We start from the raw sequence: 24,037 nt of genomic DNA on the forward strand, positions 1-24,037 counted from the left end.
TTTACTACTTTGTGGGGCCGGAGCCGGCGAAGTGCGAGGCGGCGGCGTCCGGTGACGCCGCCGCCGAGGTCCACGTCCGGCTCACCGCTCGGACGCCGTCGCTCACTGGTGAAGGCTGGTCCAGACGGCCAGCGCCGTCCGCAGCGCGACCAGCGTTATCTCGAGTCCCAGCCGCAGCCATTCCCGTCGTTCACGGTCCAAGTGCCTGCGGTCGTGTCTTTTCCGCCTCTCGCCCATGTGGTCCCCCTCTGTCTCTCAGGGCCTGCGGGCGGATCATCCGAGCCGGGCTCCGCCCTGTGTGCCGCTCCGATCGAGCGTCCGCGCGGGGATGGGCGAACCCTGGCCGAGGACCGGGGGGCTGGTCTACGAGCCGTTTTCGGGTGCGGTCATGCCGGGCACGGCGATAGGTGTCATCTCAGGTGCTCGCGCCGGCGGCAGGAGTAGCGCTTCGGCCGCGGTGCGGGATACCGCACCTCACGCGCGCGAGTGTTATTGACATGATCGTACCCATCGGTAACAGCACTATAACCTGGGAAGATCCCCCGGCTCGCTCTCGTGGTGCGTCCCCCTCGGGGACCCGGGCCGCCGACTGCCCGCCACCACGTCGGCCCACCACCCGGTGAGCACCTTGTAGTCGGCGACGGGGAATCCGATGTGCCAGTACGGCACCGACTGCCGCTACGTCATCGCCGACGCCGTACGGATCGTCCGGCTCTGAGGCCTCCCCCCTCCGCCCTCTCGATCCGGGCGGCAGGTCGGCGAGGCTCCGCGCGGTGGTTCCCGGGCGGATGAGCTCACCGTCAGTGGTGGATGCGGCGGCCGGTGAGCTGTGTGGGGGTGATCCGGATGTACAGGCGGCGCTCGCCGCCGGCCCAGGGCTCGACGGTGGAGTCGCTCAGGGCGGCGAGCTCCTCCTCCGAGGAGATGCGGTGGGCGGCTCCCCGGACGAGGACGCTCCAGCCCTCGCGGGACACGGAGTCGAACTCGTCCACCTCGAACGCGATCTTGAACTCGACGCCCTTGATCCCGGTGCTCAGATCCTCGTCCATCGGCCCGCCGAACGCGGTGCGGAAGAGCACCGCCTTGCCGAGCATCGTGTAGTTGACCGGGAGCACGGCGGGCCCGGTGGGGGTGTTGAAGCCGACCCGGCCGACGCCGCCCGGGGAGATGAGCCTCAGGCACTCGTCGGCGTCGAGCTCTTCCAGTACGGGAGGGGTGATGCGGTCGTTCATGAGGATCCTCTTCCTGTGGCGGCGTACCCGGTCGGCAAGGCGGCGGCACGTCGCGAAGAACCCGGGGTGAGAACGCTTCTCGCTCCCAATGCTCCACCGGTGCCGCCGCCGGCCACAGAGTCCAAGTCCCCTTGCGCGAAGGACCCTGGTCCCTGGCGTCGCGCCCGTCCCTCCGGTCAGTCTCCGCGCCGAGCTCGCTGGGCTGAACCAATGTTGAGGACAGGCGTTAGGCTCGGGTCATGCCTCGCGCTCGCACCACGTTCCACGAACTGACCGTTGGCCAGCTGTCCGGCCGCAGCGGCGTGGCGGTGTCCGCGCTGCACTTCTACGAGCGCCACGGTCTGATCACCAGCACCAGGACGGCGAGCAACCAGCGCCGCTACGCCCGCGACGCCCTGCGCCGCGTCGCCTTCATCCGGGCCTCCCAGCGCGTCGGGATCCCCCTGGCCAAGATCCGCGAAGCCCTCGACCAGCTCCCGCACGAGCGCACCCCCACGCGTGACGACTGGGCGCGGCTGTCCACCGTCTGGCGGGCCGAGCTCGACACGCGCATCGCCCGCCTGCTGGCCCTGCGCGACAACCTCACCGACTGCATCGGATGCGGCTGCCTGTCCCTGCGCACCTGCCACCTCGCCAACCCCCGCGACATCCTCGCCAGCGAGGGTCCCGGCGCCCGGCGCCTGCTGGACTGCTCCGAAGACCGCCCGCCGGGCTCATCGCCGGTCTGCTCCGACGGCTCATCGCCGGAAACCGTTGGCCAGCCACCGGCGGGCGACGGCGTACGCGAGCGGCAGGGGCACGGTGCCCGCGCCGAGGCCGACGTCGACGAGCAGGTCGAAGACCTCCTTACGCCGGGCGGCGGTACCGATCGCCGCGTCGATGAAGCCGGATGACTGGGCGGCGCGGGCCAGCACGTCGGTCGTGCGCAGGTGGCGTCCGAGGGACTTCCTCACCCCGCGTCGGTAGGCGGGCAGCGGGTCCCGGTCGGCCAGCACGGCCGCCTCGCCCGCGAGCCGGCCGGACAGCAGGGCGTAGTAGATGCCTTCGCCCGTGAGCGGGTTGATGAGGCTGGCGGCGTCCCCGGCGAGCATCACCCGTCCCGCGCCGAGCCTCGGCCGGCCGGGCGACAGGGGCAGGTGGTGGGCGCGCAGATCCCTGGCAGGCAGGTGGGGCAGCAGCTCGGCGAGCCGTCCGTGGAGCACCTCGCGGCCGGGCAGTCCCGTGGCGCGCAGCCGGGGCAGCAGCATCCCGAAGCCCACGTTGGCGGTGCCGTCGCCGATCGGGAACGACCACGCGTACGCGGGCCATCCCTCCTTCTGCATGGCGATGAGCTGCGCGTCGTCGTCGGCCGGCACGTCGGCGTAGCCCCGCACGGCGATCGCGACGTGCTTTTCTGGAGTGGCGGGGACGCCGATGAGACGCCGCACGGCCGAGTTGGCCCCGTCGGCGGCGACGACGGCGCGAGCGGAGATGACCCCGTCGAGGATGATCTCGTCGTCTCGCTGGGCCAGCGCGCGTACGCGGTGGCGGCGCACCTCGACGCCGAGGGCCCGGGCGGCGTCCACCAGGCGCGCGTCGAACACCTTGCGGGGGACGACGTGGTTGGGCCGGGCGACGGTCGCGGAGACCCGCGTGCCACCCGGGGAGACCACCGTGAGGCGCTGCGTCGGCCGGTAGTCGGCTATCAGGTCGGGGATCCCGAGCAGGGCGAGCTCTTCGCGGCCGTGGGCGGCTATGCCGTCGCCGCAGGCCTTGTCGCGGGGGAAGTCGGCCTTGTCGAGCAGCAGCACCCGCGCCTCCGGCCGGAGCTGTTTCGCGCGCAGGGCGGCCGCGCTTCCAGCCGGGCCTCCGCCGACCACCACCAGGTCCCAGATGTCGTCCACCCTGCACAGCCTGCCACCCCGCGAGCGGGCGGAACCGCACCGCCGCGTCGGCGCAGGGCGTCGCGCGCGTCCCGATGTCCCGCTCGGCATGTGACATCGACGTTGGTCGAGGTCAAGCGCGCTGGCCGGTCAGGGGCGCAGCGCCGCGAGCTGCTGCTCGAACGGGACCACGGTGTCGGCCCGCTCCGTGGTGGCCGGCCGGCGCAGGACCAGATCGGCCAGCTCCTCCGACGCGCGGCCGATCCGGCCGGCGAGGTCGTCGCCCGCGCTCGCGCCCGTTCCCCAGTCCTCGGAGGCGGCGTACACCGCGGTGGGCACGACGATGGCGCGCAGGTAGGCGAACAGGGGACGCAGCGCGTGTTCGAGCGCGAGCGAGTGACGGGCCGTGCCACCGGTCGCCGCGATGAGCACGGGCTTCCCGGTGAGCGCGGTGTTGTCGATCACGTCGAAGAACGACTTGAACAACCCGCTGTAGGAGGCGGTGAAGATGGGCGTCACGGCGATGACGCCGTCGGCCTGCGTGACCGCCTCCAGCGCCTCACGCAGCCTGGGGCCGGGGAACCCCGTCACCAGGTTGTTGGCGATGTCGGTCGCGAGGTCGCGCAGCTCGACCACGCGCACCTCGACGGCACGCTCCTCGGCCAGGCGACGCCTCGCCGACTCCAGCAGCCGGTCGGCCAGCAGGCGTGTCGACGAGGGCCGGCCCAGTCCCGCCGAGACGGCTACGAGCTTCAGGGGCTTCATCTGCTCCTCCATGGGGTGGGGCGGGCCGGTCAGGAGGGGGAGCCGGCGGCGACCGGCCGGTCCTCGCTCGCCTCGGCGTCGCGGCGGGCGACGAGGGCTTCGTGGGTGGGGCCATCCGGCACCCCGGCCGGTCGCCCGGAGGCGAACTCCCTGCGCAGCACGGGCACGACCTCCTCGCCGAGGATGTCGAGCTGCTCCAGCACGGTCTTCAGCGGCAGCCCCGCGTGGTCCATCAGGAACAGCTGCCGCTGGTAGTCGCCGAAGGAATCCCGGAAGGTCAGAGTCTTGTCGATGACCTCCTGCGGGCTGCCCACCGTGAGGGGCGTCTCGTCGGTGAACTCCTCCAGCGAGGGGCCGTGGCCGTACACGGGCGCGTTGTCGAAGTACGGGCGGAACTCCCGCACGGCGTCCTGGGAGTTCTTGCGCATGAACACCTGGCCGCCGAGCCCGACGTAGGCCTGCTCGGGCGTCCCGTGGCCGTAGTGGGCGAAGCGCTCCCTGTACAGCCGGATCAGCCGGATGAAGTGCTCCTTGGGCCAGAAGATGTTGTTGGCGAAGAACCCGTCACCGTAGTAGGCCGCCTGCTCGGCTATCTCCGGGCTGCGGATCGACCCGTGCCAGACGAACGGCGCGACCCCGTCGAGCGGCCGGGGCGTGGAGGTGAAGCTCTGCAGGGGCGTGCGGAACTTGCCCTGCCAGTCCACGACGTCCTCGCGCCACAGCCGGTGCAGCAGCGCGTAGTTCTCGATGGCCAGCGGGATGCCCTGGCGGATGTCCTGCCCGAACCACGGGTACACCGGCCCGGTGTTGCCCCGGCCGAGCATCAGGTCGACGCGCCCGCCGGCCAGATGCTGCAGCATGGCGAAGTCCTCGGCGATCTTCACTGGGTCGTTGGTGGTGATGAGGGTCGTGGCCGTGGAGAGGATGAGCCGCTCGGTGCGCGCGGCGATGTAGCCGAGCATGGTCGTGGGCGACGACGGCACGAACGGCGGGTTGTGGTGCTCGCCGGTCGCGAAGACGTCCAGGCCGACCTCTTCGGCCTTGAGCGCGATGGCGACCATCGACTTGATCCGCTCGTGCTCACTCGGTGTCTTGCCCGTGGTGGGGTCCGTGGTGACGTCACCCACGGTGAAGATCCCGAACTGCATCGCGCTCATCCATCCCTCACGTCGTTGAAGTTTCAACCGTCCTAAGCGTAACGGCGGAGCGGCTTATTCCGGTCAGGACGGCCTGACGGGCCGTACGGCGCGGGTCATCGGCGGAGCGGTTTGAGGGCGTAGTACACGACGGCGGAGACGAGGAAGCCGATCTCGAACGCGATGTCGCCGACCGCCGGAACCCGCTGGGGCACCAGGCCGACGTACAGCTCCTGGTTGGAGAACAGCCACACCGAGAGCACGACGCCCGTCACCATGGCGATCGGCCCCGCCCAGTTGGTGTGCCGCCTGTCGTACAGGAGCGCCCCGCTCTCCTCGCCCCGGCGCAGGTACCGGTCGAGCAGTACCACGGCCAGCCACGGGCCGATCCAGTACGAGATGACCAGCAGGAACGACTCGTACTTGTGCCCGGCGTCCTGCAGCCCGGACAGCGCGACGAGGAACCCGGCCACCCCGCAGGCCACCGCCGTGAGCGCCCTGCGGAGCGTCAGCGGCAGCCGTACCCCCATGGTGAGCAGCGACATCGCGCCCGAATAGACGTTGATCGCGTTGGCCGAGATCGCGCCGAGGGTGATGGCGAGCAGGGTCAGCCCGGCCACGAAGCCGGGCAGGTGCCCGGTGAAGGCGGTCGTCGGCTGCCCGAGCGCGTCGCCGCCGATGGTGACCGACGCGGCGCCCACGACCTCCAGCAGCACGCAGGGGACGAACACGCCGAGGCCGGCCGACAGGCCCACGGCACGCTTGCTCACCGACGGCGGCAGGTAGCGGGTGTAGTCGGCGGCGTAGGGGTTCCAGCCGGCCGCGTAGCCGAAGGTCGCGCCGACGGTGAGCAGGAACCCGCCGAGCCCCCCGCCGCTGCCCGCGAACCCGGGCTGCGACCTCGACAGGATGATCACCGAGGTCACCGCGAAGATCACCGCGAGCACCGGGAACGCGTACCGCTCGAAGGCCTGCACGAGGTTGTGCCCGAAGAACCCCAGCGCCACCATGACGGCGACCACGATCACCAGGCAGAGCCAGGCCGGCAGGCCGGTGAGGGTGTTGAGCGCGAGCGCCCCGCTGACGCTGTTGACGGCGAACCAGCCGACGCCCGCCGCCACGGAGTTGAGGGCCGAGGGGATCAGGTTGCCCCAGTATCCGAAGGACAGCCTGCCGAGGACCATCTGCGGCACCCCGGCGGAGGGGCCACGGGCCGACAGCACGCCGTGCGAGAGGGCCCCGAGGCCGGTGCCGACGACGACGCCCAGCACCGCCTGCCAGAAGCTCAGCCCGAACGCGGCCACCGCCAGCACGCCGAGGAAGATCGTGGCGAACTCGAGGTTAGGGGACATCCAGGTCCACAGCAGCCGGCGGGGGCTGCCGTGGCGCTCGGACAGGGGGATGAACTCCACGCCTCCGGGCTCGACCGCGGTGACCTTGTCGCCGTATTCGCCTTCACGTACCGCGACACCGGAGGGCTCCAGCACTTTCATACCGTGATCGCCTTCAGCTTCTCGAGGAGGTAGTCGGACGCTCGTACGGGGGGATGGGAGACCTTGCCGACCGGCGGGCCGAGGGACTCCACCTCGGCCAGGGGGTCGCACTCGTAGAAGTAGATGAGCGACACGAGCTCCTCGTCGGGAGCCGTGGGGTCGGGCGGGAGCACCCGGTGCCGGTTGGAGAGCCAGCGGTCGCCCGTCCAGCGGGCCAGCAGGTCACCGATGTTGATGGTGAACGAGTCCTCCACGAAGGGGGCGTCGATCCACTCCCCGTTGAGGGTGTACACCTGCAGGCCGCCGACGCCGGGCTGCCGTTCGAGGATGGTGACGGTGCCGAAGTCGGTGTGCGGGCCGATGCGGAACTGGCCGGGCTCGGGTTCGCCGACCTGCGACAGCGGCGGGTAGCGGTTGATGTTCATCGTGTACGAAGGGCCGGTCGCCCGCGAGGTGAAGAAGTCCTCCCGGATGCCGAGGGCCGCCGCGCAGATCACCAGAAGCTCGTCGGCCAGGGCGCGCATCCGGGCGAGGTAGTCGGTGATCAGCGGCTCCAGCTCGGGAACCTCCGCCGGCCACACGTTGTCCAGGAACCACTCCGCGTCGATCTCGGGGACGCCGATCGGCTGGTCGGCGCCGACCGCGAACGTCTCCTTGAGGTCGGGCGGCGTGGGCGTCCCCTCGGCGTACCCGTTCGCCTCCACGCCCGGAGGGAGCCATCCCCGCTCGCCGACTGTGACGGCGTAGCGGTCCTTCACCTCGTGCGGCAGGGCGAAGAAACGCCTGGCCGCGCCCCGTACCCGCGCGCGGAGCTCCACCGGGACGCCGTGCCCGGTGACGAGCAGGAAGCCGATCTCCCGGAGCGCCGTGTCCACCTGTGTGGCCACCCTCGCCCGGTCGCCGGCGTTCCCGCCGAACCATGGCGCGAGGTCGATGACCGGAACCGATCTCATTCGTCCTCCCCGATGTCCTCGTTCCACAGGGCCGGGTTGGCGGCGATGAAGGCGGTCATCAGGCCGGCACACTCCTCGGAGTCCAGGACGAGCACGTTCACGCCGTTGGCGGCGAGCCATTCGTGCTGGCCTGTGAAGGTACGGCTCTCGCCGACGACGAGTCCGGTGATGCCGAACTGGCGGATCAGGCCGCTGCAGTACCAGCAGGGCGACAGCGTCGTCACCATGGTGGTCCCCCGGTAGGTCCGCTGGCGCCCCGCGTCGCGGAAGGCGGCCGTCTCGCCGTGCACCGACGGGTCGCCGTCCTGGACCCGGCGGTTGCGGCCCCGGCCTAGCAACCGGCCGTCCGCCGCGAACAGCGCGGCGCCGATCGGGATGCCGCCCTCGGCGTACCCCTTCCTGGCCTCCTCCAGCGCTATCCGCAGCATCGCGGCCGGGCTGACAACGTTGCTGGTCATGAGCCCACTATCTCCCGGGGAAGGTACTTCGAGAACGGGCAGATCGTCCGTACTATGGCTACCTTCGACGGACATTACGTAAAGGCTGATGAATGCCGCTGACGTTGCGCGAACTGCTTTCCTTCGAGGCGCTCCGCGACGCTCGACCGGAGGTCCTCGCGGGGGAGACCTCGCTCGACCGCCTGGTGCGGTGGGTCCATTCCAGCGAGATCTACGAGATCGGCTCGCTGCTGACCGGCGGCGAGCTGCTGCTCACGACCGGGCTCGGACCTGCCCGCCGACGACCTGGCCATCGCGCTCGAACGCACGGCGGTGGCACTGGTCCTCGCCATGCTCCGCACAGGCAACCCGCCGAGCGAGCGTGACCGTCAGGTGTCGGCGCTGTTGAGAGACCTGATCGAGGGCACCGCCGAGGCCGACTCCTCCGTGCGGGCGATGATGGCCGGCTTCCATCCCGCGCCGGACCACGTGCTGGTCGGCGTCGCGGCCGACTCACTGGAGACGGCGGAGGCGCTCGCCGTGATCGACCGGGCGGCCCACATCCTGCACACCCCCGCTCTCAGGGGAAGGGTGTCCCGGCTGGTGCTCGGGGCTCTCGCGGTGCCGCGCACGGTGGCCGACGCCGTGGGCGCCGCCTCGCAGGCGCTCGACGAGGCGCTCAAACGGCTCAGCGCCCCGCAGTTGCGGGTCGCGGTCGGGCATCCGGCCGCCGACCTCGCCGACCTCGGCGTCTCCTTGCGCGACGCGCGGGCCGCGCTCGGCCTGCGCCCGGCGGCGCGACTGGTCAGCACCCGCGCTCTCGCCCTGGACCTGGAGCTGACCCGGCAGGGGGACGGCGCCCACGCGGCCGACCTGGTGCGCCGCATGATCTCACCGCTGGTCGAGTGGGACGAGGCGCACCGCACCAGGCTCGTCGGCACGCTTGAGGTGTTCCTGCTGCACGGGTGCAGCGCGACGCGGGCCGCCGCCGTGCTGCACCTCGGCCGCCAGTCGTTCTACCAGCGGCTGCAGCGCATCGAGGCTTTGCTCGGGTACACCGTCACCGACCCGGACGTGCACGCCGCGCTCCTGCTCGCCACCGCGGCCCACCGGGTCGCCGAGAGGTGAGCCCCGGCGGGACCCGGGCGCACCCGGGTCCCCGCGTTGCCGTCAGGTACGGGTCCACGAACACTGGCGCTCCCCACTGAATAGCGACTCGGCAGTCAAGCGGTGAAGTGTCGGGAAATGTACGGGAAGCTGTGCGGAAGGAAGAACTCCGTACGCCGCGAGCAGGAGTTCTCCCGGCCACCGCCCGGGGCGCCGCGCCGGGCTCAACGTGCTGATCCGGCCATCAGGTCGGCGTCGTTCCTGGAGATGTCATAGGACGCCCCGCAGAAGGTGCACTGCGTCCCGTACTTCGTCCGCACGGGAAACAGCGGGATGAAGAAGAGGCTGAACTTGGTGACGCGCTTGGAGAGAACCTGTGCCGCCGCGTTGCCGCAGTGACGGCAGACGGCCGTCAGCACGCCGAGCCGGTGGATCAAGGTACGGAAGCCGAAAATGAGCATTACCCACACCTACCCGACGCGACCCGTCCGGCACCTCGTATGCCGGCCGTCTTGGAGCGTCATCACTCCGGGTCGCTTCCGCGGCTCGCCGCTCCGGGGCCGTCCGGTTGAGCGGCGGAGGGGCCCGGCGGGGAGGTGGTACGCCGCACCCAGGGGGTCCCCGGGTCCGGGAGCGGCGGCCACTGGCTTCGCGAGCCGGCCTCGAACAGGTACCGCCACGGCAGCACCGGCCCCGCGTCCCTGATGTAGTGGCGCAGGAGCCCGGCAGCGGCGCGCGCGTCGACGAGGGCGTCGTGCTGGCCGTCGAGCGGGACGCCCGCCACGGCGCAGCAGCCGGCGAGGGTACGCGGATCGCCGGGCAGGAAATGCGCGGCCCAGATCATCGTGCAGACCCCGAGCCGGTGGTCCAGGGGCACGTCGATGCCCAGGCGGCCGAACTCGTACGTGAGGAACCGGGCGTCGAACGGCAGATTGTGCGCGGCCACGACGCGCCCGCGCAGCAGCGCGGCGACGGTGCCGGCGATTTCCTTGAACGTCGGCGCCTTTTCGGCCTCGGTGACGGTTATACCGTGAATATGCTCAGGGCCGAGGTCGCGTTCCGGATTGACCAAAGTGGCCCACTCGCCCGTGACCTCGCCGGCCGGGTCGAGATGGACGAGACCGATTTCCAGGATTCGGTCATTCTCTGAGGTCCGAAAACCGGTTGTCTCCACATCGACAACCGCATAACCCGGCGACTGCGATATCGGCCTCATGGGCGGACTTTACGATGAACATCGCCTCAGTGAAACCGGCACTTCGCCCGGGTGAATTCGCGTATGCGGTCCTCGCCGCCACCGTCCGCCGATGCCGATCGGAGCGCCGTGGTCCATCGGTTTCCTGGTCGAGATGCGGGGAACCCCATAAGGCCGGTGAGACCTTTCACCGACAACTTGAGTAGTCTTGACAATTCAGCTTGTCGGTGAGACCGTTGGGTCATGTTCGAAGTGGCGGTGATCGAAGACCCGGCAGCGGCAGAGGCCTCGCTGGACCCGGTGCGGTCCCGGTTGCTGGCCGAGCTGGCCCGGCCGGCCTCGGCCACGATGCTGGCCGCCAAGATCGGCATGCCGCGGCAGAAGGTGAACTACCACCTCAGGGCGCTGGAGCGGCACGGCCTCATCGAGCTGGTCGAGGAGCGCCGCAAGGGCAACACCATCGAGCGGGTGATGGCCGCCACCGCGGCGTCCTACGTCATCTCGCCGGTCGCCCTCGCTGCGGTCGCGCCCGACCCGGCCCGCTCACCCGACCAGTTGTCCGCGCGCTGGCTGCTGGCCGTCGCGTCCCGCCTGGTGCGCGACGTGGGCGAGCTGGTCACCGGCGCCGCCAAGGCCCGCAAGAGGGTCGCCACGTTCGCGATAGACGGACAGGTGCGGTTCGCCTCGGCCGCCGACCGCGCCGCGTTCGCCGAGAGGCTGGCGGAGGTCGTCACCGCGCTGGCCGGCGAGTACCACGACGAGACCGCCGAGGGCGGCCGGGTCCACCGCGTGATCGTCGCCCTTCATCCCCAAGTGCGAACCGAGATATCCGAGGTCTCCGAAATAAAGGAGTCGTGAGATGGCCCACCCATTCGAGTTGCGCAAGGAAATCGAGCTACGGGCGACTGCGGAACAGGTGTGGGAAGCGGTCGCCACCGGGCCGGGCCTGGACTCCTGGTTCATGGGGCGCAACGAGATCGAGCCGGGCGAGGGCGGCAAGACCAGGCATTTCTTCGGGGACATCCCGGTGGACGCCACCGTCACCGCCTGGGAACCGGGCAAGCGCTTCGCCTACCGCAGCGGGGAGGGCGAGGACGGCACGTTCATGGCGATCGAGTATCTGATCGAGGGACGCGAGCAGGGTGGCACGGTGCTGCGCCTGGTGCAGAGCGGCGTCCTCGGCGACGGCTGGGAAGCGGAGTTGGACGCGTTGCACAAGGGCTGGGACATGTACCTGCACACGCTGGATCAGTACCTCACCCATTTCCCGGGCAAGTTCGCGCTCGTGGTCTTCGGCACCCGTCCGAGGGAGGGCGGCGGCGAACCCGTGTGGCAGGTGCTCCAGCGCGGCCTCGGCATCGAGGGCGAGGTCGTGCAGGGCGACCGGGTGCGGCTCACCCCGGAGGGCTTCGAACCGATCGAAGGCGTCGCCGACTACGTGGCCCCCCGCTTTCTGGGAGTGCGCACCGGAAACGGGCTCTACCGGTTCATCGAAGGATGGAACGACACGGTGGTCCTCGGGCACCACATCTTCGCCGAGGACGCCGACCCCAAGGACGCCGAGCAGGCCTGGCAGAACTGGCTCGTCAAGCTGTTCGCCTAGAACGATCTCCGCTCCACCGACGAGGACGGCGGTCATCCACCAATCAGAGCCACCGCGATACGCGCCACCGAAGGTCACCATGGCAATGGATGAGAGCACGAACCCACAGAACGTCGACGAGGATCAGCCCTCCGACGTGGACTCCCAGGCGGCCGAGCCGCGCGGCCGCCTGGGCCGGTCCGGAGACGAGAACGCCTCTGGAGGAAGCGACCGTCCCGCGAAGCAGGACGGCGCCGCCGAGAGCCGGGAAGCGGCCGACAGCGCCGGAGCCCCCGAGAACCACGGCACCGGCGACCACCTCGCCGCCGAACAGGGGGATCCCGCCGTTCAGGGCCGGCCCCACGAAGGCGAGCGGGAGGGCAGGCCGCCCCTCGGGGAGGAGGACAGCGGCGAAGAATCCCACGGTTCCAACCGGTCGTTCCTCCTGGGCCTGGCCTGGTGGCCCTGAGTCGCCACCCCGCCCCGGTAGCCGCGCCGTAAGGCGACACGCGAGACCGCGTTTCCGAGCCGGCGCGTTTCCAAACCGCGTTTCTGAACCACCGCACTTCTGAGCCGCCGGCCCAACGCGTCACCCCATGGCGGTGACGCTTGGTCGGCGGGCCGGCCTCGCCGGCCCGCGGCCGGAGTGGAACCCCGACGTGCCGGTGCCCACCGCATGGTGCGGTGTCGGTGGGCACCGGCCGTCGGCCCACGCTCGTGCGGCCCCCTGCGAGCGCTATGGATAGCAAGAGTCGAAACCCCCTCGTAAATCGGCCTTGGCGGGCGAGAAGCGTAGCGATAACGACTGGATAGTGACCCCTAATACCTTCGTTATTGCGAGCAGGGAAACGGCAGGAACGAGAGCTGCCGCCACAGACGAGGGGTCAGCTGAAATGAGCAAGTCCGTTAAGAACATCGCCGCCCGGGTCATCATCTGCACGATCATCAGCGTCGGCGGCGCCGCAGCTGTCAGCACCATGGCGGTGGCCGAGTCCGCGTCCGTGACCAGCGATTCCACCGCGTTGCCGACTGCCACGCCGACCCCTACCACCTCCGGCATCATCACGCCCTGGGGCTGACCGTCCCGCTGTGAACGGCCCTGAACGCGGCCCGGGCATATCGCTCCGGCCGCGTTTTCCATTTCCGGCCCGATGCCATTTCATAATGCGCCGGCGTCCGGCCATGGCTTTTCGTTCATCACTAATGAATAGAGGAAAAGTTCCCGCGTTATCGGCGTCACGTCGCCGTCCGCGGCTCGCACAGGTGCGCGCCCGACACGGTGACGCGGTACTTGGTGAGTGGTACGCGGTGGGCGGCCAAGCGGTACGCGGCCACGGTCAGTGCCGGGCGGTGCCGTTCGTGCCGGCCGGAGGCGAGTCCCACGTGGTGCCGGTCGGGGCCGAGTCCCAGGTCGTGCCGGTCGTGTGGGCCGTGCCGGCGGGTGCGGAGTCCCAGGCGGTGCCCATGGCCGAGACGCGGGATGACGTGTCCCAGGTGGTGCCGGCGGTGAGGGCGCCGAAGCCGCCGATGGCGATGCCGCAGGCGATGGCCGCCGCGACGGCGGCGCACACTTTCGTGACGAAGGTGGAGTTCACCGGGAAGGCGGCCGAGTGTGTCATCTATGCTTCTCTTTTCCTGACGGCCGTGCGCTCGTTCTCGCACGGTGTGCCGCCAGGTGCGGTGTCGCCGCAGGTCATGCCCTCGAATCGCGCCGCCGCCACCTCACCCGGCGGGCATCAACTTCCCGTGGCCGGCGCGGTGAATCCCTTTCGCGGCAAGCCCGGCATTCACGGCCGTCTGAAAGAAACGTGCTCGGCCGGTCACACCACCGCCGCGCGGACGCACAGCACGTCGGGAAGGTGGGCGGCCACCCGCGACCAGGAGTCGCCCTCGTCGCGGCTGGCGTAGACCTCGCCCGACCGGGTGCCGAAGTAGACCCCGGCGGGGTCGGCGTCGTCAGTGCACATGGCGTCGCGAAGCACGACGGGATAGAACGGCTCGGAGGGCAGCCCTTCGGACAGGGGCTCCCAGGTCTTGCCCGCGTCCTGCGAACGGTAGACGCGGCAGCGCAGGTCGGGGGGGAACCGCATCGAGTCGGCCACGAGCGGGAAGTTGTAGATGACATCGGAGCGCCGGGGGTGGGCCACGATGGCGAAGCCGAAGTCGCTCGGCAGGCCCTCCGCGATCGACTCCCAGTGGGCTCCGTGGTCGTCGGAGCGGTAGACCCCGTGGTGGTTCTGCGCGTACAGCCGGTCGGGGTTGACGGCGTCCCGGCTGACCTTGTGCACGCACTGCCCGAACTCGGGGAACCGCTCCGGGAGGAACGTGGCCTGGATGCCGGAGTTGCCGGCCGTCCAGGAGGCGCCGCCGTCGGCGCTGCGGTAGACGCCGCCGGCGGACATGGCGACCAGCAGCGCGTCCGGGTCGAGGGGGTGGGGCAGGACGGTGTGAATCGCCTGGCCGCCGAACCCGGCCTCCCACCGCGGCCGGTGCGGGTGATCCCACAGAGCCCGCACCATCTCGAAGGTGACGCCGCCGTCGTCGGACACGAACAGGGCGGAGGGCTCGGTGCCCGCGTAGACGCGATCGGGGTGCCCGGCAGGGTCGGGCGTGAGCTGCCAGACCCGCTCGAGTGCCGTGCCGGTGTCCTCGGGGAACGCGATCGGCCGCCGGGCCGGCTCGTGCCAGGTGGCGCCGAGGTTGTCGCTGAAGGACACGCTCGGCCCGAAGTGCGAGCTGGTCACGCCCGCCAGCAGGCGGGGCGTGGCCCGCCGCTTGTCGACGCACAGGCCGTAGACCCCCGTCATCGCGAAGTGCGGGCCGCTGATGTCCCACGACTCGCGGTCGTCGTCACTGCGGGCCAGGAACAGCCCCTTCGCGGTTCCCAAGGCCAGGAGGACGGTCATCGTGGTCTCTTCTCGTTTCCGTCGGCATGGTGACTGGGCGTAAGTATCCATCCGGCGGACCGTTATCGGAAGTGCCGACGCGTCACTTTTTCTGGAACCTGTGTTTGAATCTTGATGGCCGGTGCGCCTGCTCGTACCGGAAGCCCCGACTTTTGGGGACTTTCGACGATACGGCGAGAGCGGTCAGGGCCGCACGGGCCCTCCGTGGGCGGGCGCGGGTCCTCAGCCCGCCGGCATGGCCTCGCGTACCAGGTCGGCGTCGGCCCTGGGCCGTACGCGGCGCCGGACCACCAGGCCGAAGGCGACGACCAGCAGACCCGAAACGCCCGACACCACGAACGGGCCCGCGGGCCGCCACGCGTCGTAGAGCGCGCCGCCGAGGGCGGAGACGATCATGATGCCGGCGGCGCCGCAGAGCGTGTGCACGCCGAACGCCGCACCCCGCACGCCGGCGGGCACCTGCTGCGCGAGGAGCGGGCCCGCGGTCGTGATGCCGGCGATCTCCCCGACGCCGACGAGCACCGCGACGATCATCATGCCGCCGCCGAGGGGGTCCGAGATGAGCAGCGTCGACAGGTAGGCCAGCGCGGCGATCGACTGGGCGAGGATCACGAGGTTCTCGCGCCGCATCCGGTCGCCCAGCCAGCCGAACAGCGGCGCGCACGCCAGGGCGACGGTCTGCGAGACGCCCACCACGGCGCCCGCCCTGGCCAGTGCCTCCGCGCTCGACATCCCGCGCTCGTTGGTCGCGAAGTCGACGATCCACAGGGTCATGAACCCGACGACGACGGCGAGGTCGGCGCGTGCGACGAAGGAGGCGGCGTAGGACAGGGCCACGCCCGGGTCGCGTACGAGCACGAGGCCCTCGCGCGCCAGACGGGCCAGCGAGGTGCGCTCGGCGATGGCGCTGACCCTGGCCGCGGAGAGCGTCAGCCACAGCAGTACGGCGACGACGAGGATGCCGGCCGCGATCAGCAGGAAGGCCAGCCGGGTCGCCGCCACCGGTTCCAGCCCCCGGCCCTCCAGGATCTGCGGCAGCCTGACCAGCACCAGCACGGCGACCACCGCTCCGAGCCCGCCGAAGACGCCGATGAGGCCGTACGACTTGCCGCGCGAGCGGGTGCGCACGTAGTCGATCGCGATCGTCGACATCATGGCGTTGAGCGCGGCCACTCCCAGCCCGAACACCACGCGCAGGGCCACGAGGACGGCGGTGCTGCCCGCGAAGGGGAACAAGGCGGTTCCGATCGCGCACAGCAGCAACCCGAGGATCACGATCAGCCGCCGGCCGAACCGGTCGGCGAGCGCGCCGTACCACGCGAGGCTGAGGATCATCGCGAGCTCCGCGGCGAAGCCGAGCAGCCCGACGGTGGTGCCCTGCGCGGACTCGGGGACGCCGAGGATCGTGGTGAGGATGTGCGGCTGGGTGGACGGCAGGAACGAGATCACCGCAGTGCCCGCCGTCGCCATTGACAGCAGGGCCCACATGTTGCCTTTGGAGATGCCGTCGGCTAGCTGAGTGCCCAGTACGCGGCGCGTCGAGGGAGCGGACATGCGGAGATCATGACATTCTGCATTAAGTTTTTCCCTCAGAAGCTGATATTTCAGTACTCGTTGTTAAGATCGCCGCGTGGTGCCGACCAGTAGAGGACAGCGATGAATCCGGCCTCGATAGGGGGAGGTTTCGACCCAAATACCCCCAATGCGGCACGTATGTATGACTATTTCCTCGGCGGCAAGGACAACCTGCCCGCCGACCGGGAAGCGGCCGAGCGGGTCCTGAAGTTCGTCCCTGAGATCCCCATCGGCATCAGGGAGAACCGCGCCTTCCTCGCCCGGGCGGTGCGCTTCCTCGCCGAGCAGGGCATCCGCCAGTTCCTCGACATCGGTGCGGGCCTGCCGACGCGGCGCAACGTGCACCAGGTCGCCGCCGAGGCCGCCCCCGGCGCCCGCACGGCGTACGTCGACAACGACCCGCAGGTGCTCGTCCACGCCCGCGCCCTGCTGCAGGACAGCCCCGATGTGCTCGTCCTCGAAGGGGACGTGCGGCGGCCCGCGGAGATCCTGAGCCGGCCTGAACTGCGCGCCCACCTGGACTTCGACCAGCCGATCGCGGTCCTGCTGCTGGCGATAGTCCACTTCATCCCCGACTCCGACGACCCGGCCGGCATCATCGCCACGATCCGCGACGCGCTGGCCCCCGGTAGCTACATGGCGATCTCGCACGTCGCCGTCGACGAGCGCCCGCAGGCCGCGCCCGGGGTGGAGCGCGTCTACAACAACGCCTCCGCGCAGTTCGTCGCGAGGATGAGCGGGGAGATCGCGCCGTTCTTCAACGGGCTCGAACTGGTCGAGCCGGGAATGGTCAACCTGCACGAATGGCGGCCCGACATTCCCGTTGTCGCGCCCCTGCTGGAGACGGTGAAATCCTACTTCCTGTGCGGAGTCGGACGCGTTTCCTGACGCGCGACGCGCTTTCTCGCCGTCCTCATAGAGGATGTGGGGCCTCCCCGTTCACCGGCCGGGATAGTTCGTTCAAGGACCAGGGGATGGTCAGGGCAGTCGCAGTGTGAGGCGGGCGATCCGGCCCTGCTCGCCCGAGGCCCCGCAGCTCAGGTCGGGCGACGCTGAGTGCGGATCGGAACATCATGCGTGCAAGGTAGCCAAAGAGATCAATCCCGTCCATGGTGGCGGGTTGGATCCGCGATCGGGCGTCCGATCCCGTCCACCGGGCCTCGCGCGCTCCGCGTCAGCCCGGTCCCACCCGGTCAGGGTCGGATGGGGCCGGGCCCCGGTGTCGGCGTCAGCTGACCTGGAGGTCGACGCAGGAGTAGAAGGCGTTCGCGGTGTCGGCGATGTTCCAGACGGCGAGGACCTTCTGGCGCCCGGTCCTGTTGCCGAGGTTCACGGTGTGGGACACCGTGGCGCCGGGCTGCCGTCCCTGGTCGTTGAACTGCGCGATGCGGGTGCTGCCGATGAAGTAGTCCCACGTGCTGGTGGCGTGGCGGGCGGTCAGCACCCAGTTGAAGGTGACGGTCTTGCCGACGCTCGTGGCGGGCCAGTTCTTGCTCTCGTCGGCGAGCTGGGCGAAGCGGGCGACGCCGCCGTTGCAGCTCTTCAGGCCCTTGGGCCCTTCCACGCTCTGTGGCTCGTAGATGATGTCACCGCAGTTGGGGACGCGGCCCTGGGCGCACATGGCCTGCCGGCTCGCCGGCGAGGAGATGTAGCCGTGGGCGAGGGCGGGGGAAGCGACGAACACCGTGGCCCCGATGGCGAGAACCGCGGTCGCGAGGAAAGTGATCGTTCTTCGCATGTCCTGCTCCTTCTATGGGGGGTGAGGACAATTGTGTAAGAAACTTTCCTAAGAGTAAATCCTGGCCTGACAAGATTTTCTGAGGTCAGTCATGTCGTGGTGCCCCTCCGAGGGGGCCGTCAGTGCGACTCCCGGGCCACCTTGTCCCCGCTCGCCCCGAGCAGGAAGTCCATGTCCGCCCCGGTGTCGGCCTGCATGACATGGTCGACGTACAGGCGTTCCCACCCGCGGGACGGCTTCGCGTAGGCCTCGGCGGCGGCGGACGAGGGGCTCCGCGCGGCGAGTTCCCCGGCGGGCAGGTCGACGTCCAGCCGCCGGGCCTCGACGTCGAGCACGATGGGGTCACCGGTGCGGACCAGCCCGAGGGGCCCGCCGGCCGCGGCCTCGGGCGCGACGTGCAGGACGACGGTCCCGTACGCCGTGCCGCTCATCCGCCCGTCGCAGATACGAACCATGTCCCGTACGCCCCGCGCGAGCAGCTTGGGAGGCAGTGGGAGGTTGGCCACCTCCGGCATCCCGGGATAGCCGCGTGGCCCGCACCCGCGCAGGACCAGCACCGAGGTCTCGTCGACGTCGAGCGCGGGGTCGTTCAGCCGGGCGCGGGCGTCCTCGACGCTGTCGAAGACCAGGGCGCGCCCCCGGTGCCGCAGCAACTCGGGTGAGGCGGCGGCGGGCTTGATCACCGCTCCGTGGGGCGCGAGGTTGCCGCGGAGCACGGCGATTCCGGCGTCTTCGAGCAGTGGCCTCTCGCGGGGCCGGATGACGTCCTCGTCGAAGATCCGCGCGTCGTCGAGGTGATCGGTCAGGGGGGTGCCGTCCACCGTCAGCGCCTCCGGGTCGAGCAGGTCCCGGACCTCGCGGAGCACCGCGAGCAGGCCCCCCGCCCGGTACAGGTCGTCCATCAGGTGGCGCCCGGCGGGCAGGAGGTCCACCAGCAGCGGCACCCCGGCCCCGGTGCGGTCGAAGTCGTCGAGGTTGAGGTCGACGCCGAGGCGGCCGGCGATCGCCAGCAGGTGCACGACGGCGTTCGTCGAGCCTCCGATCGCGGCCAGGGTGACGATGGCGTTGAGGAACGAGCCGCGCGTGATCACCTCGCTGGGACGGCGGCCCTCGGCGATCATGCCGATCACCAGGCGCCCGGTCGCGTGGGACAGTTCGAGCAGCCTGCTGTCGGGCGCCGGGGTCCCGGCGATGCCGGGAAGCGACATGCCGAGGGCCTCGGTCACCAACGCCATGGTCGAGGCCGTGCCCATGGTGTTGCAGTGCCCCCTGCTCCTGATCATCGACGACTCCGACGCCGCGAACTCCCTCTGCGTGAGCGTGCCCGCCCGCACCTCCTCGCTGAGACGCCACACGTCGGTCCCGCATCCGAGCGGCTGCCCCCTGAACGTCCCGGTCAGCATGGGGCCGCCGGGGACGACGACGGCGGGCAGGTCCACCGACGCGGCGGCCATCAGCAGCGCCGGGATGGTCTTGTCGCAGCCGCCGAGCAGCACGACGCCGTCGATCGGGTTGGCCCGCAGCATCTCCTCGGTGGACATGGCGGCCATGTTGCGCCACAGCATCGCGGTGGGTCGGACCTGGGTCTCGCCGAGCGAGACCACGGGCAGGTTCAGCGGCACGCCTCCCGCTTCCCAGATGCCGTTCTCCACGGCGCGCGCGACCTCGTCCAGATGGGCGTTGCAGGGGGTCAGCGCGGATGCGGTGTTGGCGATGGCGACGTGCGGGCGGCCGTCGAACGCGTGGCCGGGAAGCCCGCGGCGCATCCAGGCGCGATGGATGTAGGCGTTACGGTCGTCGCCGGCGTACCACTGCTGACTTCGCTGTCCACTCATGGGGTGATCTTCCCCGAATTGGAGCGTATGTCTACATTGTGAAATATCGCGGCTTCATATCGGCTCAAGCCATCGCCTGACGGCTGTGGCCCATGCCAGGCAGAGAGGTTTCCATGCGCGTTGTCCCGGCCGGTGCCGGAGGATCCGGGTGGCCCGCGGCCTCCGTCGTGCCCGCGGCGTGCCCGCGATGAGGGCGCTCGTACTGCGCGGGCCCCGCGCGGCGGGGGTCGAGGAGGTGGAGGTCCCGGTGCCCGGCGCGGGGCAGGTCGTCGTGGACGTGCACCGCGTCGGGGTGTGCGGCACCGACGTCGAGCTCTTCACCGGGAAGATGGCCTACTACGCCCAGGGCAAGGCGGCCTACCCCCTGCGCCCCGGCCACGAGTGGTCCGGCGTCGTGTCCGCCGTGGGCCCCGGCGTCCAGGAGGGCTGGCTCGGAGCCCGCGTCATCGGCGACACCATGCTCGGGTGCGGCGACTGCCCGCGCTGCCGTACCGGCCATCGGTACGTATGCGCCGCCCGGTACGAGGTCGGCATCCTGGGCGGCTGGCCGGGCGCGCTGGCGGAGAAGGTCCGCGTGCCCGCCACGAGCCTGCACCGCCTCCCGGACTCGGTGGACGACCAGACCGGCGCCCTGGTCGAACCCGGAGGCAACGCCTGGCGCGCGGCGACGGCCGCGGGCGCCGGGCCGGGCTCTCGCGTGCTGGTCTGGGGGCCGGGGACCATCGGCCTGCTGACGGCCGCCTTCGCGCGGGCGGCGGGCGCCGAGGTCCACGTGCTCGGGCTCGACCGCCGCAACCAGGACCTCGCGCTGAAGCTCGGCGTCGAGAACTTCTGGACCCGCGACGAGCCGCCCGGCGTCACGTTCGACGCGATCGTGGACTGCACCGACGACCCCGGCACCCCGCCCGCCGCCCTGGAACTCGTCCGGCCGGCCGGACGCGTCGTCCACATCGGGCTGGCCGGCACGCCCAGCCTGATCGACACCCGCGAACTGGTGCTCAAGGACGTCACCGCCATCGGCATCCTGGGCGGCTCTCCGGGCCTCGCGCCCGCCATCGAGCACTACGCCGAGGGCCGGGTGACGCCCGCCATCCTGGTCGCGGACACCGTGGGGCTCGACCGGACGGCCGACGTGCTCGCGGGAGCGTACGAGGGGGGCCACGGGACCAAGATCCACATCGACCCCCGGCTCTGACGCGACGTGCCATAGTTGTCCGGCCGGTCACGACGGAACCAGGGGAGCCATGCCGCGTCCGAGTGTCGAGGTGGAGCGCCGGGAGCAGATCCTGCTGGCGGCGTGCCAGGTGATGGCCGAGGTGGGCCTGCGATCCCTGCGCGTCGGCGACGTCGCCAAGCGGGCGGGCACCAGCCACGGCACGGTGCACTACTACTTCGACACCAAACGAGAGCTCGTCCACGAGGCGTTCGCCTTCAACTTCCGGCGCTCGCTCGACCGGCGCCGCCCCATCCTGGACGCGGCGGGCGACCCCCTCTCGCGGCTGCGCGCCTTCGTGGACTCCTACCTCCCCGGGGACGACCCCGAGACGGTGCTCGCGTGGCGGGTCTGGATCGAGCTGTGGAACGAGGCGCTGCGCGAGCCCGGCCTGCGGGAGCTCAACGAGCGTGTCTACGGCGAGTGGCGGCGGGTCGTCGCGGGCATCCTGCGTGACGGGCAGCACCGCGGGCAGTTCCGCGAGGGGGACGCGGTCGACACCGCGAACGTGCTCATCGGCATGATCGACGGCCTGGCCATCCAGGTGCTGCTCGGATCGCGCGACATGACCGGCGAGCGGATGCGCGTGACCTGCGAGGCGTTCCTGCGCGGCCTGGAGGCGTAGGCGGTCCCGGGGCCGATCGCGCGGAGCCCATTGACAGCCGTTCGGCGGACCGGCCAGAGTCCCGTGAATAACTGACCCATCAGTTAATTGACATGGAGACGGCATGAAGATCATCGGATGCGGGGCGCACGCGAACCAGGCGGAGAACGCATGACGCTCAGCGTCTTCTCCGACCCCCGGTCGGTGGCCGTGGTCGGCGCGTCGGCCGATCGATCCAAGTGGGGGTACTGGCTGGCCCGGGGGGCGCTGCGGGGAGCCCACCGGCGTGAGGTCCATCTGGTGAGCCGGTCAGGAGCCGTCGTCGAGGGGGTGACCAGCGTCCCAGGGCTGGCCGACCTCCCCGAACCGCCCGAGCTCGTCGTGCTGAGCGTGCCGCCCGCGTCGGCCGGACAGATCGTCGCCGAGGCGCTCGACCTCGGCGTGCGCGGCTTCCTCGCGATCACCGCGGGGATCGACGAGACCGGGCTCGCCGAACGCGTGCGCGCGGCCGGAGCCCGGATGATCGGGCCGAACTGCCTCGGCATCTACGACGCCGCGACGGAACTGGAGCTGGCCTGGGGCAACTTCGTCCCTGGCTCGCTCGGGATCGTGTCGCAGTCCGGGCAGCTCGGGCTGGAGCTGGCCGGGCTGGCACGCGAGGCGGGCATCGGGGTCTCGCGGTTCGTGTCGGTGGGCAACCAGGCCGACGTGCCGGCGCGCGAGGTCCTCGCCGACCTCTCCGGCCACGAGCGCACGGCCGCCGTCGTGCTCTATCTGGAGGCATTCCACGACGGCCGGGAGCTGATCGCGACGCTCCGGCACCTCCGCGAGCAGGGCAGGCCCGTCATCGTGCTCACCGTGGGGGCCGGCGAGGCGTCGCGGGCCGCCGCCCGCTCCCACACCGGCGCGCTCACCTCCGGGCTCGACGTCGTGGAGGCGGCGTGCCGCGCGGCGGGGGCCGTCCTGGTGGAGACGCCCGCCCAGGCGGTCGACCTGGCGCAGCTGCTGATCCGGGCACCTCGCCTCGCCGGGCGGCGGATCGCGGTCATCGGTGACAGCGGCGGCCAGGGCGCCGTCGCCGCCGACGTGATCACGCGCGCCGGGCTCGCCGTCCCCGGGCTGGCCGGCGCGGCGGCCGAGATGGCCGAGGCGCTGCCCGAGGGAGCCGCGGTGCGCAACCCCGTGGACCTGGCCGGCGCGGGCGAGCGCGACCTCGGGGTCTACGCGCGCCTCACCCGGCGGCTGGCGGACAGCGGCGAGGTGGACGCGGTGGTGCTCACCGGCTACTTCGGCTCGTACGGGGCCGACGAGCCGTCGCTGGCCGGCGCCGAGCTGGAGGTCGTCGCCCAGCTTGGCACGGCCGTACGTGCCGGCGGGCGGCCCGTCGTCGTCCACAGCATGGCCCGCGACTGCCCGGCGGTCGACGCGCTGCGCGAGCACGGCCTTCCCGCCTACCACACGATCGACGCCGCCGCGCGTGCCCTGGCGTACGCGGCCCGGCTCGCCCTCCACCCGGCGCGGCCGGCACCGCCCCCGCCCGCAGGTGACCGTGCCGCCCTTCCCACGCGGGACTCGGCCTATCTGGCGGCGCGCGACGCGCTCGCGGCCTACGGGGTGCCGTTCGCGGCCGCGTCGCCCGTACGCGACGCGGCGTCCGTGCTGGCCGCCGCGGGGAGGCTGCGCGCGCCGTACGCCCTCAAGGCGGCCTGGCTGGAGCACAAGAGCGACCTCGGCGGGGTCGCGCTCGGGCTGGTGGACGCCGGGGCGGCGGTGGAGGCGCTCGGAACCCTGGTGGCACGGCTGGGCGAGGGCGAGTACGTGCTGGAGGAGATGGACTCGCGGCCCGGCGTCGTGGAGCTGATCGTCGGCGGGCGGCAGGACCCGTCGTTCGGGCCGGTCGTGCTCGCCGGGCTCGGCGGCGTCCAGGCGGAGCTCTATCGCGACGTCGCGGTGGAGCTCGCCCCCGTCACGCCCGCCCAGGCTCTGGAGATGCTGCGCGGGCTGCGCGGCCACGCTCTGCTGGCGGGCTGGCGCGGCCGGCCGCCGGTCGCGGTGGAGGCGGTCGCCGAGGCGATCGCGGGGGTGTCCCGGCTGGTGGCGGACCGTCCGGACGTCCTCGAATGCGAGGTGAACCCGCTACGGGCCGCCCCGGACGGCGTACTCGCCGTGGACGCCCTCGCCGTGTTCTCGTCCGTACCTGGGGAATGAATCCCGGCCGCCGGCGACCAGAGCCCAGGACGTGGACGCCCGCCGCCGGTGATCCGGCGTCAGTACGTTGACGCGCGCCGCCGGTGATCCGGCGTCAGGGCATGGCCGCCGGTGATCCGGGCCCCGGCATGAGCGGTGGGGGGGGGGGGGGGGGCACCGGGGCCCCCGGGGGATGGGGTGTGGGGCTACAAGGGGC

The 24,037-nt window shown here is 71.2% G+C and carries 24 protein-coding genes and 1 pseudogene; 11 read left to right on the forward strand and 14 right to left on the reverse strand.

Translation table 11 applies throughout. The annotated features are described in order from the left end of the window. Nucleotides 1-800: 800 nt before the first annotated feature. Nucleotides 801-1,232: a pyridoxamine 5'-phosphate oxidase family protein gene (locus AB0O34_RS29440; protein ID WP_363920888.1), complete on the reverse strand. Its 432-nt coding sequence runs from the start codon at nt 1,230-1,232 to the stop codon at nt 801-803. Between the two features lie 239 nt (nt 1,233-1,471). Between AB0O34_RS29440 and soxR the strand changes: the two are divergent. Then, nucleotides 1,472-1,918: pseudogene (gene soxR / locus AB0O34_RS29445) on the forward strand (redox-sensitive transcriptional activator SoxR); the annotation flags it as partial. 51 nt (nt 1,919-1,969) lie between these two features. Here soxR and AB0O34_RS29450 read toward each other — a convergent pair. The 6 genes from AB0O34_RS29450 to AB0O34_RS29475 form a co-directional block, all read right to left on the reverse strand. Further along, on the reverse strand, nt 1,970-3,115 hold the full coding sequence (locus AB0O34_RS29450; RefSeq protein WP_363920890.1) for an NAD(P)/FAD-dependent oxidoreductase: 1,146 nt from the start codon (nt 3,113-3,115) through the stop codon (nt 1,970-1,972). A gap of 129 nt (nt 3,116-3,244) precedes the next feature. Continuing rightward, nucleotides 3,245-3,859 carry an FMN reductase gene (locus AB0O34_RS29455; RefSeq protein ID WP_363920892.1) on the reverse strand — a complete coding sequence of 205 codons (615 nt, stop codon included), beginning with the start codon at nt 3,857-3,859 and terminating at the stop codon, nt 3,245-3,247. Between the two features lie 29 nt (nt 3,860-3,888). After that, complete coding sequence (locus AB0O34_RS29460; protein WP_363920894.1) at nt 3,889-5,007, reverse strand: LLM class flavin-dependent oxidoreductase; 1,119 nt, start codon at nt 5,005-5,007, stop codon at nt 3,889-3,891. A 104-nt stretch (nt 5,008-5,111) separates the two neighbouring features. After that, a complete protein-coding gene (locus tag AB0O34_RS29465) occupies nt 5,112-6,488 on the reverse strand; it encodes a cytosine permease (protein WP_363920896.1) in 1,377 nt (458 codons plus the stop codon). Continuing rightward, on the reverse strand, nt 6,485-7,441 hold the full coding sequence (locus AB0O34_RS29470) for a 2-oxoglutarate and iron-dependent oxygenase domain-containing protein (protein ID WP_363920898.1): 957 nt from the start codon (nt 7,439-7,441) through the stop codon (nt 6,485-6,487). Before AB0O34_RS29470 ends, AB0O34_RS29465 begins: the two co-directional genes overlap by 4 nt. Continuing rightward, nucleotides 7,438-7,899 (reverse strand): nucleoside deaminase, encoded by a 462-nt coding sequence (locus AB0O34_RS29475; protein ID WP_363920900.1) that lies wholly within the window; start codon nt 7,897-7,899, stop codon nt 7,438-7,440. Before AB0O34_RS29475 ends, AB0O34_RS29470 begins: the two co-directional genes overlap by 4 nt. 92 nt (nt 7,900-7,991) lie before the next feature. Here AB0O34_RS29475 and AB0O34_RS29480 point away from each other — a divergent pair, with 92 nt between their 5' ends. Together AB0O34_RS29480 and AB0O34_RS29485 are read left to right on the forward strand one after the other, a co-directional pair. Further along, a complete protein-coding gene (locus tag AB0O34_RS29480; protein ID WP_363920902.1) occupies nt 7,992-8,264 on the forward strand; it encodes a PucR family transcriptional regulator ligand-binding domain-containing protein in 273 nt (90 codons plus the stop codon). Next, nucleotides 8,230-9,006 carry a helix-turn-helix domain-containing protein gene (locus AB0O34_RS29485; RefSeq protein WP_363920904.1) on the forward strand — a complete coding sequence of 259 codons (777 nt, stop codon included), beginning with the start codon at nt 8,230-8,232 and terminating at the stop codon, nt 9,004-9,006. Before AB0O34_RS29480 ends, AB0O34_RS29485 begins: the two co-directional genes overlap by 35 nt. A 203-nt stretch (nt 9,007-9,209) precedes the next feature. Here AB0O34_RS29485 and AB0O34_RS29490 read toward each other — a convergent pair whose 3' ends face one another. Continuing rightward, nucleotides 9,210-9,446 carry a zinc-ribbon domain-containing protein gene (locus AB0O34_RS29490; protein WP_363920906.1) on the reverse strand — a complete coding sequence of 79 codons (237 nt, stop codon included), beginning with the start codon at nt 9,444-9,446 and terminating at the stop codon, nt 9,210-9,212. 62 nt (nt 9,447-9,508) lie between these two features. Further along, a complete protein-coding gene (locus tag AB0O34_RS29495; protein WP_363920908.1) occupies nt 9,509-10,159 on the reverse strand; it encodes a 3'-5' exonuclease in 651 nt (216 codons plus the stop codon). Between the two features lie 264 nt (nt 10,160-10,423). On the opposite strand from AB0O34_RS29495, the gene AB0O34_RS29500 reads away from it, so the two are divergent. The 4 genes from AB0O34_RS29500 (at nt 10,424) to AB0O34_RS29515 (ending at nt 12,841) form a co-directional block, all read left to right on the forward strand. Next, nucleotides 10,424-11,038 carry a helix-turn-helix domain-containing protein gene (locus tag AB0O34_RS29500; RefSeq protein WP_363920910.1) on the forward strand — a complete coding sequence of 205 codons (615 nt, stop codon included), beginning with the start codon at nt 10,424-10,426 and terminating at the stop codon, nt 11,036-11,038. A 1-nt stretch (nt 11,039) separates the two neighbouring features. After that, entirely contained in the window at nt 11,040-11,783 is a 744-nt protein-coding gene (locus tag AB0O34_RS29505; protein ID WP_363920912.1) for an SRPBCC domain-containing protein, read from the forward strand. Nucleotides 11,784-11,868: 85 nt separating this feature from the next. Beyond that, on the forward strand, nt 11,869-12,231 hold the full coding sequence (locus AB0O34_RS29510; protein WP_363920914.1) for a hypothetical protein: 363 nt from the start codon (nt 11,869-11,871) through the stop codon (nt 12,229-12,231). 424 nt (nt 12,232-12,655) lie between these two features. Continuing rightward, entirely contained in the window at nt 12,656-12,841 is a 186-nt protein-coding gene (locus AB0O34_RS29515) for a hypothetical protein (RefSeq protein WP_363920916.1), read from the forward strand. A gap of 258 nt (nt 12,842-13,099) precedes the next feature. On the opposite strand, the gene AB0O34_RS29520 is transcribed toward AB0O34_RS29515, so the two are convergent. The 3 genes from AB0O34_RS29520 to AB0O34_RS29530 form a co-directional block, all read right to left on the reverse strand. Continuing rightward, nucleotides 13,100-13,381, reverse strand: a complete 282-nt coding sequence (locus AB0O34_RS29520) for a hypothetical protein (protein WP_363920918.1) — start codon at nt 13,379-13,381, stop codon at nt 13,100-13,102. Between the two features lie 201 nt (nt 13,382-13,582). After that, a complete protein-coding gene (locus AB0O34_RS29525; RefSeq protein ID WP_363920920.1) occupies nt 13,583-14,668 on the reverse strand; it encodes an exo-alpha-sialidase in 1,086 nt (361 codons plus the stop codon). Nucleotides 14,669-14,890: 222 nt separating this feature from the next. Further along, nucleotides 14,891-16,222, reverse strand: a complete 1,332-nt coding sequence (locus AB0O34_RS29530) for an MFS transporter (RefSeq protein WP_363920922.1) — start codon at nt 16,220-16,222, stop codon at nt 14,891-14,893. A 102-nt stretch (nt 16,223-16,324) separates the two neighbouring features. Here AB0O34_RS29530 and AB0O34_RS29535 point away from each other — a divergent pair, with 102 nt between their 5' ends. Then, nucleotides 16,325-17,131: an SAM-dependent methyltransferase gene (locus AB0O34_RS29535; RefSeq protein WP_363920923.1), complete on the forward strand. Its 807-nt coding sequence runs from the start codon at nt 16,325-16,327 to the stop codon at nt 17,129-17,131. A gap of 340 nt (nt 17,132-17,471) precedes the next feature. On the opposite strand, the gene AB0O34_RS29540 is transcribed toward AB0O34_RS29535, so the two are convergent. Both AB0O34_RS29540 and AB0O34_RS29545 read right to left on the reverse strand, forming a co-directional pair. Beyond that, entirely contained in the window at nt 17,472-17,981 is a 510-nt protein-coding gene (locus tag AB0O34_RS29540; RefSeq protein ID WP_363920925.1) for a lytic polysaccharide monooxygenase auxiliary activity family 9 protein, read from the reverse strand. Nucleotides 17,982-18,100: 119 nt separating this feature from the next. Continuing rightward, the gene (locus tag AB0O34_RS29545) at nt 18,101-19,816 is read right to left on the reverse strand and encodes an IlvD/Edd family dehydratase (RefSeq protein WP_363920927.1); all 1,716 of its coding nucleotides are present in this window, start codon (nt 19,814-19,816) and stop codon (nt 18,101-18,103) included. A gap of 187 nt (nt 19,817-20,003) precedes the next feature. On the opposite strand from AB0O34_RS29545, the gene AB0O34_RS29550 reads away from it, so the two are divergent. The 3 genes from AB0O34_RS29550 (at nt 20,004) to AB0O34_RS29560 (ending at nt 23,841) form a co-directional block, all read left to right on the forward strand. Beyond that, nucleotides 20,004-21,011, forward strand: a complete 1,008-nt coding sequence (locus tag AB0O34_RS29550) for an alcohol dehydrogenase catalytic domain-containing protein (protein WP_363920929.1) — start codon at nt 20,004-20,006, stop codon at nt 21,009-21,011. 49 nt (nt 21,012-21,060) lie between these two features. Continuing rightward, complete coding sequence (locus AB0O34_RS29555; protein WP_363920931.1) at nt 21,061-21,654, forward strand: TetR/AcrR family transcriptional regulator; 594 nt, start codon at nt 21,061-21,063, stop codon at nt 21,652-21,654. Between the two features lie 150 nt (nt 21,655-21,804). Beyond that, entirely contained in the window at nt 21,805-23,841 is a 2,037-nt protein-coding gene (locus AB0O34_RS29560; RefSeq protein WP_363920932.1) for an acetate--CoA ligase family protein, read from the forward strand. The last annotated feature ends 196 nt before the right edge of the window (nt 23,842-24,037 follow it).

This window comes from Sphaerisporangium sp. NPDC088356 (genome assembly GCF_040685555.1).
Classification (GTDB): domain Bacteria; phylum Actinomycetota; class Actinomycetes; order Streptosporangiales; family Streptosporangiaceae; genus Sphaerisporangium.